Source organism: Paenibacillus sp. FSL P4-0113 (genome assembly GCF_038009305.1).
Lineage (GTDB): Bacteria > Bacillota > Bacilli > Paenibacillales > Paenibacillaceae > Paenibacillus > Paenibacillus polymyxa_D.
Genome location: NZ_JBBPAZ010000001.1, coordinates 3,453,204 through 3,466,831 on the forward strand (window position 1 = coordinate 3,453,204; position 13,628 = coordinate 3,466,831).

Annotated in this window: 18 protein-coding genes; 12 read left to right on the plus strand and 6 right to left on the minus strand. The window is 44.6% G+C overall.

Translation table 11 applies throughout. The features are described from left to right. Positions 1-80: 80 nt before the first annotated feature. Genes MKX46_RS14770 through MKX46_RS14780 form a run of 3 tightly spaced genes read left to right on the plus strand, consistent with a single transcriptional unit; the run spans position 81 to position 2,003 of the window. Entirely contained in the window at positions 81-659 is a 579-nt protein-coding gene (locus MKX46_RS14770; protein WP_029518833.1) for a TetR/AcrR family transcriptional regulator, read from the plus strand. 30 nt (positions 660-689) lie between these two features. After that, positions 690-1,430 (plus strand): SDR family oxidoreductase, encoded by a 741-nt coding sequence (locus tag MKX46_RS14775; protein WP_029518834.1) that lies wholly within the window; start codon positions 690-692, stop codon positions 1,428-1,430. 36 nt (positions 1,431-1,466) lie between these two features. After that, entirely contained in the window at positions 1,467-2,003 is a 537-nt protein-coding gene (locus tag MKX46_RS14780; RefSeq protein ID WP_029518835.1) for a Crp/Fnr family transcriptional regulator, read from the plus strand. On the opposite strand, the gene MKX46_RS14785 is transcribed toward MKX46_RS14780, so the two are convergent. From MKX46_RS14785 to MKX46_RS14800, 4 genes are all read right to left on the minus strand, one after another. After that, a complete protein-coding gene (locus MKX46_RS14785) occupies positions 1,936-2,457 on the minus strand; it encodes a DinB family protein (RefSeq protein ID WP_080658672.1) in 522 nt (173 codons plus the stop codon). The genes MKX46_RS14780 and MKX46_RS14785 overlap by 68 nt on opposite strands. Positions 2,458-2,524: 67 nt before the next feature. Beyond that, complete coding sequence (locus MKX46_RS14790; RefSeq protein WP_340933716.1) at positions 2,525-3,469, minus strand: helix-turn-helix transcriptional regulator; 945 nt, start codon at positions 3,467-3,469, stop codon at positions 2,525-2,527. A gap of 109 nt (positions 3,470-3,578) precedes the next feature. Further along, positions 3,579-3,935 (minus strand): nucleotide excision repair endonuclease, encoded by a 357-nt coding sequence (locus MKX46_RS14795; RefSeq protein WP_039271971.1) that lies wholly within the window; start codon positions 3,933-3,935, stop codon positions 3,579-3,581. Between the two features lie 70 nt (positions 3,936-4,005). After that, entirely contained in the window at positions 4,006-4,674 is a 669-nt protein-coding gene (locus MKX46_RS14800) for a hypothetical protein (RefSeq protein ID WP_340933717.1), read from the minus strand. 266 nt (positions 4,675-4,940) lie between these two features. Between MKX46_RS14800 and MKX46_RS14805 the strand changes: the two genes are divergently transcribed. The 7 genes from MKX46_RS14805 to MKX46_RS14835 all read left to right on the plus strand — a co-directional run bounded on the left by MKX46_RS14805 (position 4,941) and on the right by MKX46_RS14835 (position 9,697). After that, positions 4,941-5,564, plus strand: coding sequence for an acetate uptake transporter (locus MKX46_RS14805; RefSeq protein ID WP_274483251.1), 624 nt, complete (start codon positions 4,941-4,943; stop codon positions 5,562-5,564). 178 nt (positions 5,565-5,742) lie between these two features. After that, positions 5,743-7,281, plus strand: coding sequence for an FAD-dependent oxidoreductase (locus tag MKX46_RS14810; RefSeq protein WP_165145585.1), 1,539 nt, complete (start codon positions 5,743-5,745; stop codon positions 7,279-7,281). Positions 7,282-7,353: 72 nt separating this feature from the next. Beyond that, the gene (locus MKX46_RS14815; protein WP_039271973.1) at positions 7,354-7,605 is read left to right on the plus strand and encodes a hypothetical protein; all 252 of its coding nucleotides are present in this window, start codon (positions 7,354-7,356) and stop codon (positions 7,603-7,605) included. 40 nt (positions 7,606-7,645) lie between these two features. Beyond that, positions 7,646-8,026 carry a spore coat protein gene (locus tag MKX46_RS14820; protein ID WP_209947911.1) on the plus strand — a complete coding sequence of 127 codons (381 nt, stop codon included), beginning with the start codon at positions 7,646-7,648 and terminating at the stop codon, positions 8,024-8,026. Beyond that, positions 8,023-9,159: a zinc-dependent alcohol dehydrogenase gene (locus tag MKX46_RS14825; protein WP_029518843.1), complete on the plus strand. Its 1,137-nt coding sequence runs from the start codon at positions 8,023-8,025 to the stop codon at positions 9,157-9,159. Before MKX46_RS14820 ends, MKX46_RS14825 begins: the two co-directional genes overlap by 4 nt. Positions 9,160-9,191: 32 nt before the next feature. Further along, complete coding sequence (locus MKX46_RS14830) at positions 9,192-9,401, plus strand: hypothetical protein (protein ID WP_029518844.1); 210 nt, start codon at positions 9,192-9,194, stop codon at positions 9,399-9,401. Then, a complete protein-coding gene (locus MKX46_RS14835) occupies positions 9,398-9,697 on the plus strand; it encodes a spore coat protein (protein ID WP_029518845.1) in 300 nt (99 codons plus the stop codon). Before MKX46_RS14830 ends, MKX46_RS14835 begins: the two co-directional genes overlap by 4 nt. 155 nt (positions 9,698-9,852) lie before the next feature. On the opposite strand, the gene MKX46_RS14840 is transcribed toward MKX46_RS14835, so the two are convergent. Then, the gene (locus MKX46_RS14840) at positions 9,853-10,839 is read right to left on the minus strand and encodes an aldo/keto reductase (RefSeq protein ID WP_341071409.1); all 987 of its coding nucleotides are present in this window, start codon (positions 10,837-10,839) and stop codon (positions 9,853-9,855) included. Between the two features lie 175 nt (positions 10,840-11,014). Then, positions 11,015-11,644 (minus strand): YfbR-like 5'-deoxynucleotidase, encoded by a 630-nt coding sequence (locus tag MKX46_RS14845; RefSeq protein ID WP_209947909.1) that lies wholly within the window; start codon positions 11,642-11,644, stop codon positions 11,015-11,017. 190 nt (positions 11,645-11,834) lie between these two features. On the opposite strand from MKX46_RS14845, the gene MKX46_RS14850 reads away from it, so the two are divergent. After that, positions 11,835-12,530, plus strand: coding sequence for a response regulator transcription factor (locus MKX46_RS14850; RefSeq protein WP_029518848.1), 696 nt, complete (start codon positions 11,835-11,837; stop codon positions 12,528-12,530). Then, positions 12,523-13,527 carry a sensor histidine kinase gene (locus MKX46_RS14855; RefSeq protein WP_029518849.1) on the plus strand — a complete coding sequence of 335 codons (1,005 nt, stop codon included), beginning with the start codon at positions 12,523-12,525 and terminating at the stop codon, positions 13,525-13,527. Before MKX46_RS14850 ends, MKX46_RS14855 begins: the two co-directional genes overlap by 8 nt. Positions 13,528-13,628: the final 101 nt, after the last annotated feature.

The window sequence follows — 13,628 nt, forward strand, 5'->3', positions numbered from 1 at the left end:
AACGTATATTTGTCATTTGATACCCTTTATGTTATCCTGACTTTAAGGAGGTGACTCACACGGCACTTGACCGTGTCTCTATGGAAAAATCCTCAGATGTGCTAACCAAGGAACAGATTCTTATCGCTACAGAAGACACACTTAGGCGTTTTGGTATAGCCAAAACCTCCGTGACCGATGTTGCCAAAGTATTGGGAGTAAGTCATGGTACCATTTACCGACACTTTAAAAGTAAAGCCGAGCTTCTTGAAGGTGTGACCGAAAAATGGCTGAATGAAAAGATTATCGGCCCGTTAACGGAGGTCTGTCAGAATTCATCTATACTGGGAACGCCACATTTAAAACGATATATACAGACCTTGGTCGAACTTAAGCAGTATTATGCCCGCGACGACGAGGAAATGTTTGAGATGTATACGAGGGTCACCGAGCAAGCGGCTGATTTAATCGACCAGCATATCGCCCACATTGTGGATCAGCTCGCTGATATCATTATACGCGGAGACATCACATCGGATCAGCCAGCCCAACTGGCGCGTACCCTTTTCTATGCCACAGCCCGTTTTCATCATCCTGCTCATGCTTACGAATGGAAGAATCCCGTGATTAATCGGGAGTTTTCGGATGTGTGGATGCTTTTAGAAAAAGGAATCACTTAAAATTGATATGGAAGGAAGGTCCAAACACATATGAAGCATTTGGACGGAAAAACAGCAATTATCACCGGGTCCTCTAGAGGAATTGGACGTGCCATTGCCGAACAACTGGCTGATCTGGGCGCTAATGTAGTCATCAATTATGCCAGCAGTCCGGACAAAGCTCAAAAAGTCGTGGAGAGGATTATTCAAAAAGGCGGCAAAGCCATAGCACTTCACGCTGATCTGGGCAAAATGAGTGATATTGAAGCATTATTTACAAATACGATTGCTGAATTCGGTAAAGTGGATATTCTGGTTAACAACGCTGGGCTGATGATCACCCAACCTCTGGCTGAGGTAACCGAAGCTGACTTTGACAAACAATTCGCACTGAATGTAAAGGGCACCTTCTTTGCCTGTCAGCAAGCCATGAAATATATGGAGAACTACGGAAGAATCGTGAACCTGTCTACATCCGTGATCGGACAAATGTTCCCGACCTATAGCGTATACGCAGGTACCAAGGGCGCAGTGGAGCAATTTACCCGTCAGTTAGCCAAGGAATTCGGAAGCAAACAAATTACGATCAACGCCGTGGCTCCCGGTCCTGTGAACACCGAGCTTTTCCAAGCTGGAAAAACCGAGCAGCAAATCGAAGGCATGAAAAAAATGAATGCTATGGGTCGGCTCGGCGAACCGGAAGATATCGCTGATGTGATTGAGTTTCTGGTCAGCGCCAAATCACAGTGGGTTACCGGGCAGACAATCCGCGTCAATGGCGGGTTCATCTAAAAAGCTGGAATACATGGAATGGAGGTTATTACGTTCATGATGTTACACAAAGGTGAGACCTTATTTCGACAAGGAGAATCTGGCCCTTTATATCACCTCAAGAGCGGCTTGTTAAAAATTGTCCGAGTCCATGAAGACGGCTCGCAAATTTTAGTTAATGTGATTGTGCCCGATGAAATCATCCCGCACCACTCCCTGATCAGCCCCAATCCTTATTATGGTACAGCAGTCGCGCTGGTAACCTCTGAGGTTGAGGTTCTGTCACAAAAAGAATGGTATCAGGCGCTGGAGCAAGACCCGACTCAATGTCGGGCTATCGCTTTACAGCTACAGGATAAGTTGCGCATGATGCAGCAACGAATTGACCAGCTCACCGAGGTGTCACCTGCCGAAAAGCTTCGGAAGCTTCAACGCTGGTTCCACTCCTACATCGCACCCGCCACGTTAACGGACGTGCTGACGCAGGAGGAAATCGGCCAGTTTATCGGGCTACGCCGGGAGACGATTAATCGGCTATTGCGTGCTTCAAGCGCTCCTTCTGCAAAAGATGATGACGATAATGCATCTCGATGAGCGAAAACCACTCTCCAGCATTCAACGCGCCGAATCTGGGATGAGAGACGGTAGAAAGCCCTGTTGATTTCCCAACGATCGGCTCAATCTCTCTCATTTTACGGATCACAGCATTTAAACCCTCCACAATTTCTTCTTTGCTCGTCGGTTGTGGGGGAGTATACTGCGGAGATGGTGGAACTTGGATACGTATGGGCGGAAACCCTCCTAGATTAAAAACGGCCGTACCCGCCTCCGTTTTAACCCCTGTCTCCCCATTAGGCTGTAGACAAACATCAATGTTCTTCAGGTGCATATACAGAGCAGAGTTCACCAAATGAAGATACATTTGTCCAAGCGACCATTGGTCCTCCTGCGGTGTGTACTGCAATTGCTCCAAGCTAAAGCTGTCCAATTCAAGAAGATAGTGTTGTGCCGTTTCTTCAAAACGCTGCAATGTTTCGGTTGTATTCATATATTAGTGACTGCCCCTCTCTATTAAAGTAGCTTTACTATACAAAAATGCTACTGACAGCATTATGTCAGTAGCATTTCAACATTTTTTCCACTTCCGCACGTATCAGCTCCCGGAGCGACTCAGGCTCCAGCACAACCATATCCGCGCCCCATCCAAGTATCCATTGCAGTAATTCCTCCGGCTGTCTAACGCGGAAAAGTATATGCAATCCATCTGCACGCTCCTCTATAGCCTCCATATAAAAGTTGTTCGCTTCCTTCACCTTATCTGCGATATCGGAACGCGCTAGTATGCGAACAGTCACATGACGGTCATCGGTTTGCTTATAATCCTGCAAATGAAAATCGACAGGCAAATGAAACCTGTCCTCCAGTACCATAAGCTCGTCCATACGTGACAGACGGAAATGGCGAAGCTGCTGCCGCAATTCACATTGCCCGATTAATACCCACGAACCACGAAGCAATACCAGACCATAGGGAGCGACCACACGCACACTTTGACGATTCCCGTCAGCCTCTGGCATTCTTTTGGAGTAACCAAACCGTACCATTCGTTTTTCCAATACAGCAAGACGCAGCGTTTCCAAGTAGGTTTTCTCTCTATGGTTTGCCCCTTCACCCACAGCGAGCAATCTCATGGTTGTACGCACCCGGGAAACTTCCCTGCGGACGCTCTCTGGTAAAATGGCTTCAATCTTCCTGCGGGAGGTTTGCGCCTTGATACCGTAGTCTGTATCAAATTTTTGTTCGATAAAATCCGTCCCGATTAGCAACGCCACAGCCTCTTCTGCGGTAAAGCTCACTGGGGGCAGGAAATACCCCTCCATCAAGGAATATCCAATGCCCGGTGCTCCTACAATCGGTACGCCCGATTCGCTTAGAGCCTGAATATCCCGATAGATGGTTCTCACACTCGTTTCGAATATAGCTGCCAAATCCTCAGCTCGTAAAATATCCTTACGCTGCAACTCTAGCAAGATCGCTAGCAAACGATCTGTTTTGTTCATACCATGGCCCCTCTCTGGAAGGATCTAAAATGCAGAAATACAAAAAAGCAATAAGGGCAGTACAGTCACTGCGACTTATTGCTCTTTTTTTCATGCGGAAGTTACTCCATTACTTAAAAAATACTTTTTCAACGTTATATTTAGCCTTTTGTGAATTGATAATGTAGGTTTCATAAATTTCTCGCTCTACCGCATCTTCTACAATACAAACCTCGATAATCGCAACCTCATTCCGCTTGTCCTTGATCGGCGATACGTTATCTTCAAAATGCTTTTTGATTCTTGGTCTTAGCTTTCTTGCTTTACCAACGAACAGCAGTTCCTCCTGCGCATTGTAAAACATAAAGACGCCAGCCTTATCTCTAGGGATCAGGTGAAAGTCGGTAAATCCGTAAATATGGCTGAGCTCAGGGTTAACCTGTTTGGTAATCGTGATATCCGGAGTTGGAATTGTTATATTGATCACTATGTCACTTCCTCATTCTATATAGGTGTAAATATTATCACAAATCCTGCGGTAACACCATTCAAGATAATCAGGGAGTGTCCCCTGGAACAGGCTTCGTCGTTTTCTCAACGATTCTTTCCAGTACCCAGACAAGTACCCCCACTGCAAGGCTGGCGATGACCGCCATAATCGCCGATCCGCCAGCATGTAGCAGCAACACGGGAACCCAAAGCAATCCGAGCAAACGATGCACAGTCCGCATCCACTTGTTACGAACTTTGTTAATGAAGAAGCCATACCCGGCGATCGCCAGCAGAATGACAAATCCCGCAATCCCAGTATAGGTTTTGTTATCTTGAAGCTTGGTAATCAAAAAATAAATACCATGAACGGCAATCAGGATCAAGGTCGCCCAACCCAGCAGTTTATGCATGGAGTGTAACAATTTCCCAGTCTTTCTAACCAACATCGATGGCGATCTCAACTTCTTCTTAAACCAGAACCAAGAGAAGGTCGCAGCCCCAAGGAACACGGAGATAGTACCCAAAGTCTTGAATAATTCCCCGTTGCCTTCACCTCCTTTTTCACCGGGACGTCCGCCCATGTGCCCTGCCACATTGCTTACCTCTCCTCCCGGCGGTCGCAGGCCAGGTCCGCCCCCGGAAACCGAAGGCATGTAGTAATAGTAGATGACGAGCAGAGCTGCTACCGTAACTGCGATGATTGCCGGAATCCAAACGGTCTTTTTCGTTTTCATTAGTTATGCATCCTCTCCGGGAAAATTGCCTTGATTGTACCCGGTCAAGCTGAAAACAGGATTAAAGCTAGCTGAAAGTATTCCTTTTACCTCAGTCAGTATCGAGGGTGGTCGTAATAACGTTAATACAGGCAACCGTAATAGATAGAAAATCTATGAATTCCCTACTATGCGAGCACGCCGGTTTCCGTTACAATATGTCAGTGTGATTCTGGCATCGGCAGATTGACGCGTATTTGAATATTATTGGAGGCTTCTATTTTTTCATGCAAAATGAATCTCATGCTAACGTAAAAATCATAACGGCCGATCCGAGTGCGATCGGCCTGTTTGGCTTGGCTATTGTAACACTTGTAGCTTCATCCCAAAAGCTTGGTCTCACTGAAGGCTTGAGCTTTATTATCCCTTGGGCTATTTTCCTTGGTGCCTTTGCACAGCTGTTTGCCTGCATTCAGGATGCAAAGCATAACAATACCTTTGGCATGACGGCATTTGGTGCTTACGCCTTCTTCTGGTTAGCCGTAGCTAGTAGCTGGATGATTAAAATGGGCGTATTCGGCTCAGAGCTGGCATCTGCTGTAGATGGCAAACAGCTCGGCTTTGCCTTTGCCGGCTATCTCATCTTCACGCTCTTCATGACCATTGGAGCCATGGAGACGCACAAGGTCCTATTTTTTATTTTTGTGTTGATTGATTTTCTATTCCTCGGCCTTAGCTTCGATGCATTCGGCGTTGCCCCAGAGGTGTTCCATACCATCGCCGCTTATGCTGAAATGGGCATTGGTCTACTCTCGCTGTACGGTACAGGAGCTGCCGTTCTGAATGCACATTTTGGCCGAACATTTCTGCCCGTAGGACGTCCTTTCGGTATTTTTAAACCACGTCCTTAGCTGCATATTTAAACCCACAAAGCCTCCTTTCGCGCCGATCCGCGTTAAGGACGGCTTTGTTTCTTTTCCATCACTCCCTCCTGTATCAAAAAAATACTAAAGAGAGTCGTTTAGTGAATATAAAACCCCACAATGATAACAATATACATAAATTGTATACAAAGGGGTTTTTGTAAAAATGACACAAGGCAAATCTCGTATCGCATTTCCGCAATTTCCCGAATCGTATTGGTTAGCTTCCACTGACATCCCTAACTTCCCCAAACTTAGTGAGGATATTCAGGTGGATGTTGCCATTGTAGGTGCGGGGATTACCGGTATTACCACTGCTTATTTACTTTCTAAAAAAGGATTAAACGTCGCCGTCGTCGACGCAGGGCGGATACTTCATGGGACAACCGGTCATACTACCGCCAAAATTACCGCACAGCATGATTTGATCTACAGCGAGTTTATTTCCCATTTTGGCAAGGAAAAAACCCGGCTCTATTACGAAGCCAACCACAACGCTCTTCAATTTATCAAACAAACGGTAGAAGAGTTTAATATTGATTGTCAATTTACAGAAGAAGATGCCTACGTTTATACATGTGAAGATACGTACGTTGGAAAAATCGACGACGAATATAAAGCTTACGAGCAACTTGGCATCCCGGGAAGTTATGTCGAACAAACGCCTCTGCCGTTTTCAACTAAAGCAGCTATTAAGATGAAAAACCAGGCCCAGTTTAATCCTGTACCTTTCTTAAGATATTTGGCAAACCAAGTCATCCGTCAGGGCGGGGAAATTTATGAGCAAACCACCGTTGTAGATGTGGAAAAAGGAAACCCTGCCATCATTACAACCAGCGACGGAAAGAAAATTACCTGCAACCATGTCGTATCCTCCTCACATTTTCCATTCAATGATCCCAACGGTCTTTATTTTGCGCGATTGCATGCCGAGCGGTCTTATGTACTCGCGGTCAAAACCGATAAAATCTATCCAGGTGGTATGTATCTAAGTGCAGAAACCCCAAAACGTTCACTTCGCTCCGTAATGGTAAACGGAGAACCAATGGTTATCGTCGGTGGGGAAGGTCACAAAACAGGACAAGGAATCTGTACCTTCCAGTACTATGAAGCTTTACAAAAGTTCGCGGAGCAAACATTTGGATTAAAGGAGATCGTTTATCGCTGGTCGGCCCAAGACTTGTATACGCTAGACAAGCTCCCTTATATTGGGCAGGAACTATCCAACACCTCTAACATCCTCGTTGCTACGGGTTATAGAAAATGGGGGATGACCACAAGTGTAGCGGCAGCCTTATTAAATACGAATCTGATTACCAGAGAGGAAAGCCCCTACCAGGATCTTTTCTCCCCTTCAAGGTTTCATATGGACCCCGACATTAAAACATTTGTAACTCAAAATGCAAATGTGGCTAAACATTTGATTGCTGGAAAGTTAGACATCAGCTACAAAAAAGCCGAAGAACTGGAACACGACGAAGGGTCGGTCATCCGGGTAAACGGCAAAAGAGCAGGCGCATACCGAGACCCACAAGGAGCATTGCACCTAGTGGACACGACATGCACCCATATGGGTTGCGAAGTCGAGTGGAATGAAGCGGAAAGAACATGGGATTGCCCTTGTCATGGCTCTCGCTTTTCATATCAAGGCGAAGTCATTGAAGGACCGGCCAAAAAAGCACTTGGCAAGGTTGAAGCCGAATAGCACGATCCTTTCGAATAAACCTAGTTAGGCTGGATAACATACCTTTGAGAAACATAAAAGAAAGGTGATCCGATGATAAACCAACAGTCTACATTAGCGGCGCATGAGTCCTTAGAAATCCACGAAGCGCTTAATTTTAAAACGTTATGCTTAGCCAAGTCCAAATTAATGCAGGGCTTGGTATTCGATCAAGAGCTAAAGGATTTAATGGAAAAAGATGTTCAGCAATCTATACAAGCTATTGCCGATTTGCAAGCATTGTATGTTAAAGCACCGTTTCAGGCACCTGTTCCAGAATTCCGACCAACACCAATCTTAAATTGAGGTGAATGATGTGACATTAGATCAGACCCAGTCCGCTAAAATGGATTATGTGGATCCAAGAAACTCATTAAACATGCCAGAAATGGCAGACACGACCTTAGCGATGGATTTTCTGATTCGCGTCAAGGAAGGAGTTCGAAATACAGCCGTAGCCTTGACGGAAACCGTCTCTCCAGATGCCAGAACTCTGTTGCGCAATCAACTGCATCAAGGCATCGCTCTTCATCAGGAAATTACTGATCTTATGGTACGAAAAAAATGGTTTCATCCCTATGATCTGCAAAAGCAGTATCAATTGGATCAACTATCAGCCAACAAGACGGTGGACATCAGTAAAATGAAACTGTTCCCAGACGATACCACCCGCAAGGGTATGTTTGATCGCACGCCGGACGAACATATGGGAGGAAACCAGGCATGAAAGCAGTGACCTACCAAGGTATCAAAAACGTTGTGGTTAAAGAGGTTCCGGACCCAAGTATTCAAAAAGCCGACGATGCGATTGTCAGACTGACGACAACCGCTATTTGTGGTTCAGATCTGCATCTCATTCATGGAATGATTCCGAATCTACAGGAAGATTATGTAATTGGTCATGAGCCGATGGGGGTTGTAGAGGAAGTTGGCAGCGGCGTAACCAACTTAAAAAAGGGAGACCGCGTGATCATTCCGTTCAACATAGCGTGCGGTGAATGCTTTTATTGTAAAAACCAATTGGAAAGTCAATGTGATCATTCTAATGAGCATGGAGAAATGGGCGGTTTTTTCGGCTATTCAGGAACAACTGGTGGATATCCGGGTGGACAAGCTGAATATTTACGTGTGCCTTTTGCCAACTTCACTCACTTCAAAATTCCGGAGAGTTGTGAACATCCTGACGAGAAGCTTTGCCTGATTGCTGATGCCATGACTACTGCATTTTGGAGCGTCGATAATGCCGGAGTAAAGAAGGGGGATACTGTCATTGTTATTGGCTGTGGACCGGTAGGTCTGCTAGCCCAGAAGTTCGCCTGGTTCAAAGGGGCAAAACGAGTCATTGCGGCAGACTACCTGGATTATCGTCTGCAACATGCGAAGCGTACAAATCATGTGGAAATTGTTAATGTAGAATCGCAAGAAAACGTCGGCAACTACCTCAAAGAGATAACCAAAGGAGGCGCAGACGTAGTTATTGACTGCTCCGGCATGAGCGGTAAAATGTCTCCGCTGGAATCTCTCGCTTCCGGTCTCAAGCTTCACGGCGGAGCTTTAGGAGGACTAGTCATAGCTACACAGGCTGTGCGCAAAGGTGGCACCATTCAAGTTACCGGAGTCTACGGCGGACGATATAACGGTTTTCCTTTGGGAGACATTTTTCAGCGAAATGTTAATTTACGTACGGGACAGGCTCCCGTTATTCACTATATGCCATATATGTATGAGCTGATTGATACGGGAAAGGTGGACCCAGGAGACGTTGTTACACACGTCATTCCGTTAAGCGACGCCAAACGTGGATATGAAATTTTTGATACCAGACAGGACAATTGCATCAAAGTTGTACTTAAACCTTAACTATATATTGGAGCATTGGAGGTAAACGTCATATGGTGTATGGCCTGCACGAAACACTTGAAGTCCATGAATTGTCAGCGTTCAAAACAGTGTGTCTTACCAAGTCTAAAACCATGCAAGCATTAATCTCTGATCCAACTCTCAAAGCTATATTACAGCAGGATGTTGACTTATCGACCCGCCAATTACAAGAACTCGGTACCCTCTTAGATCAAGCCATCTCACAGGAGGTTAAGCCATGAATACACTGTTGGAGCATTTGACCGGACTGCATACCTTAACGGACCAAGTCATTGCAGCCGATTTTCTGAACGCGGCCAAAAGCGGTGTGAGAAATTACGCTATGGCCGTAACAGAAGCGGGAACTCCAGAAATTAAGGCAATTCTTACGAAGCAACTGGATGAGGCTATTGATATGCATGAGCAGATTTCAACATACATGATCGAACGTGGCTGGTATCACCCATGGAACGTAAAAGAGCAGCTTACGATGGATCTACAAAATATCAATACTGCATTGCAAGCCCCTGTTTTATAAAGATAGGACGCTCACTTCGGTCGTACATTCCTGACCGTAGGACGTCCCTTGGGAATTTTAAAAGCACATCCTTAGCAGTATATGTAAACCCACAAAGCCGCCTTTCACGTCGATACGCGTTAAGGGCGGCTTTTGGGATTAACATGTTATCTTAATTATTCGGCTTGCCAATTCGGCATCCGTTCTGCAGGATAACGAAGACCCGCTGCCATTCCTTTTGGAATAATTGCGTTAATAGCTTCCATTTCCTGTGCGGATAAAACAACATCGACGGATCCTGCATTTTCCTCTAAATACGTAACCCGCTTGGTTCCTGGAATCGGTACAATTCCCTCTTGCGCAAGCAGCCATGCCAACGCCAGTTGAGAAGGTTTGACCCCTTTTTGGGCGGCAAGGTCCTTAACATGCTGCACGAGATCCAGATTTTTCTGGAAATTCTCAGGTTGAAAACGTGGCACAGAGCGACGGAAATCATCTTCTGCAAAATCATCAAACTTCTGAATTTGTCCGCTCAAAAAGCCGCGTCCAAGTGGACTGTAGGCCACAAACTCGATGCCTAGTTCCTTACACGCCGGTATAACTTCATCTTCTGCTTCTCGGCTCCATAAGGAGTATTCCGTTTGCAGCGCTGTAATCGGATGTACCTTGTGAGCGCGTCGAATGAGCCCAGGAGAAGCTTCGGACAGCCCCAAATAGCGGACTTTTCCCGCTTGAACCAAGTCACTCATCGCACCAACTGTTTCCTCGATAGGCACATTCGGATCAACACGATGCTGGTAGTACAGATCAATCACATCTACACCCAGTCTTTGCAGGCTGCGATCACATGCCTCTTTTACGTATTTGGGACGGCCACTTACACCCATAAATGCGCCATCTTCCCCACGCATAATGGAAAATTTAGTGGCTAATACGACTTCGTCGCGGCGGCTCCGCAGGACTTGGCTAATCAGTTTTTCATTTTCCCCCACACCGTAGACATCGGCAGTATCCCAAAAGTTTATCCCTAGCTCCAGCGCACGATGAAGTGTTTTGATCGACTCCTGCTCATTCAACTCACCGTAATATTCGGACATTCCCATGCAGCCCAGACCCAGTGCAGATACTTGAAGGTCACTGTTACCCAGTTGTTTCTTTTTCAATTTCTATCACTCCTAAATTGTCAGAATAGTCATCGTATTTCCTAAGCACCACGTCACATTCCGTATGTTACTACTTAAAGTTAACTTGAAGTCAAGCATTGTCTCGGTTTGAAACGAGAATTATTATGTATGAACAGAAGCGCTTCGGTAGCTTCTGGACGGTAGGGAGATTCACTTACAAAGCTAAGGCTTCTTCCGTAATCTTCTTGATATCAATGGATAAAGGCGTTTCTTCCTTGACCATATCGGGCAGGATATTCTCCAAAAAATACTCAACGCAGTGTAATTGAATATTCTTGATTTTTACAAGTGCATTACGGTACATGACTATAAATTCTTTTTCCGTATTTCCCCGCTGAAGTTCTGCAAATGCTTCGTATACCTGATCCATCTTGTCCGCAACTTCAAGGATTAAACCTTCTACAGAATCATCTTTACCTTCCCTTAGCTGTTTGCGAAAAATAGCCTTAAAATCCTCGGGAATATTCTCTTCAATAAAATACTCAATCATACCCTCTTCGACCTGTTGGATTAATAATCGTAGTTCCTTAGAGGAGTGCTTAACTGGCGTTTTGATGTCTCCAATAAAAATCTCCCCGTAATCGTGACTGCTCGTAATCTCGTATAGCTTTTTCCAGTCAATACGGACACCATTTCTCTCTTCAATATCAGCCAGCGTTTTGGCGTATTGTACGACTTTCCAAGAATGTGCCGATACGCTGTGTTCCTCGAATTTAAACTTACCCGGACAACGGATGATTCTTTCCAGCTCATTTAGCGACCGAAAATACGTGTGAATCCCCATCATTGCATCCATCCTTTAATATATATATGAGATAGTCAATCTAAATCCCACTATAAACCTCAACTATTAACAGCAGATTATCGCAATATCAAGTGGAATTCACACATGTAGCATATACACAATTTTTGCTATACACTTTATAAAAGAGGAATTTGCAAAATCCTGAAAAAAATATAAAGTGGTGAATTCGTTGTTCAAAATCTTATTAATTGAAGATGATGAAACTTTGTTCCATGAAATGAAGGATCGGTTAACTCAATGGAACTATGATGTGTATGGCATCCAGGACTTTAATAAAGTCATTCAGGAATTCACAACGATAAAGCCTGATCTGGTCGTGATAGATATTCAATTGCCGAAATTTGATGGGTTTCATTGGTGTCGAATGATTCGATCCCACTCTAACGTCCCCATCCTCTTCTTATCTTCACGGGATCATCCTACGGATATGGTGATGTCGATGCAGCTTGGAGCGGATGATTTTATCCAAAAACCGTTTCATTTTGATGTACTCATTGCCAAATTACAGGCGACACTCCGCCGCGTATATAATTACAATACAGAACCTGTCTCCCTTAAAACATGGTGTGGCGCAACGGTCGACTATGAAAAAAATGTAGTAGCCAATGAGACTGGCTCCATCGAATTAACCAAGAACGAGATTTTTATTTTGAAGCTGCTGATCGAACAAAAAAATAAAATTGTTGCACGTGAGGAATTAATTAAAAGCCTCTGGGATGATGAACGTTTTGTCAGCGACAATACCCTGACCGTCAACTTGAACCGCCTGCGCAAAAAATTGGACGAGCTGGATTTGGGCCGTTTCATTGAAACGAAAGTCGGGCAAGGCTACATGGCTACAGAAGAGGCACCTGCCTATGATTAAAAAATACCTTATAGAGAGGCGGAGCTGGATTCTACTGTTTGTGTGTCAGCAATTCCTGATCCTGTTCATTGCTTATGTGGATGCAGCAATTCCGTTAATGCCGATTCTTTATATCGTCTTCTTATCTATGATGATTTTCTTGGTTTTTTTAATCATTCGTTATCCCAAGGAAACCAAGTTCTATACCACACTAGAAAAATGGGAGAGTTCTCTTGAACTAACGGGTATAGGCGAACCGGAGAGTCCGTTTGAGCAAATCATTGAACAAAAAATCACGGGCCAGAACGAACGGTTACAACAGATCATCTCGCAAAATCAATTGACACTTGAACATGAAAAAGATGAACTATTATCCTGGATTCATGAGGTAAAAACACCTTTGACCACCATGCATTTGATGATTGAGCGGTTGGACGACAAGTCCCTAAAAGCTCAGTTAACCTATGAATGGCTACGAATTCACTTACTGCTGGATCAGCAGCTCCATCACAAACGAATATCTTTTATTGAAAATGATCTGTATGTCGAGCAAGTGGATTTAAAATCTCTGGTTTTTAAAGAGATCAAAGCATTACAGTCATGGTGCATCCAAAAGGGGATCGGTTTTGACATCCAACTTGAGCACATGGAAGTGCTGAGTGATGCCAAATGGCTGGCTTTTATCATCAGACAGCTCTTAACCAATGCCATCAAATATAGCGATGCCAGTGATATTATCATCCACAGCTATGAACAAAGGGATCGAATACAGCTTGAGGTTCAAGACTTTGGACGCGGTATTGATCCGAAGGATATACCGCGTATCTTCGAGAAAGGTTTTACCTCCACAACCCAACATTCTGATCACACTTCAACGGGTATGGGGTTATATTTAACGAAAAAGGCAGCACAAACCTTGCTCATACATATAGATGTGCACTCCAAACCGAACGTAGGTACAACCTTCACTTTAATTTTTCCCAAACGAAATGATTTCGTGAGTGTGGTAAGCATGTGACAGAGATGTCACATGCTTTTATGTATTGTTCGCCCAATCAAAGGAAAAACATCGGCTCTATTTTTATAATAAGGCTACAAGAACAATAAGGAGTGCATCGA

Excerpts from the sequence above, each read along its gene's own strand:
- MKX46_RS14790 (WP_340933716.1), bottom strand. The coding sequence starts at position 3,469 with ATGAACAAAACAGATCGTTTGCTAGCGATCTTGCTAGAGTTGCAGCGT.
- MKX46_RS14770 (WP_029518833.1), top strand. The coding sequence starts at position 81 with ATGGAAAAATCCTCAGATGTGCTAACCAAGGAACAGATTCTTATCGCT.
- MKX46_RS14845 (WP_209947909.1), bottom strand. The coding sequence starts at position 11,644 with ATGGGGATTCACACGTATTTTCGGTCGCTAAATGAGCTGGAAAGAATC.
- MKX46_RS14785 (WP_080658672.1), bottom strand. The coding sequence starts at position 2,457 with ATGAATACAACCGAAACATTGCAGCGTTTTGAAGAAACGGCACAACAC.
- MKX46_RS14805 (WP_274483251.1), top strand. The coding sequence starts at position 4,941 with ATGCAAAATGAATCTCATGCTAACGTAAAAATCATAACGGCCGATCCG.
- MKX46_RS14820 (WP_209947911.1), top strand. The coding sequence starts at position 7,646 with ATGGATTATGTGGATCCAAGAAACTCATTAAACATGCCAGAAATGGCA.
- MKX46_RS14825 (WP_029518843.1), top strand. The coding sequence starts at position 8,023 with ATGAAAGCAGTGACCTACCAAGGTATCAAAAACGTTGTGGTTAAAGAG.
- MKX46_RS14780 (WP_029518835.1), top strand. The coding sequence starts at position 1,467 with ATGATGTTACACAAAGGTGAGACCTTATTTCGACAAGGAGAATCTGGC.
- MKX46_RS14775 (WP_029518834.1), top strand. The coding sequence starts at position 690 with ATGAAGCATTTGGACGGAAAAACAGCAATTATCACCGGGTCCTCTAGA.
- MKX46_RS14835 (WP_029518845.1), top strand. The coding sequence starts at position 9,398 with ATGAATACACTGTTGGAGCATTTGACCGGACTGCATACCTTAACGGAC.
- MKX46_RS14800 (WP_340933717.1), bottom strand. The coding sequence starts at position 4,674 with ATGAAAACGAAAAAGACCGTTTGGATTCCGGCAATCATCGCAGTTACG.
- MKX46_RS14855 (WP_029518849.1), top strand. The coding sequence starts at position 12,523 with ATGATTAAAAAATACCTTATAGAGAGGCGGAGCTGGATTCTACTGTTT.
- MKX46_RS14810 (WP_165145585.1), top strand. The coding sequence starts at position 5,743 with ATGACACAAGGCAAATCTCGTATCGCATTTCCGCAATTTCCCGAATCG.
- MKX46_RS14830 (WP_029518844.1), top strand. The coding sequence starts at position 9,192 with ATGGTGTATGGCCTGCACGAAACACTTGAAGTCCATGAATTGTCAGCG.
- MKX46_RS14815 (WP_039271973.1), top strand. The coding sequence starts at position 7,354 with ATGATAAACCAACAGTCTACATTAGCGGCGCATGAGTCCTTAGAAATC.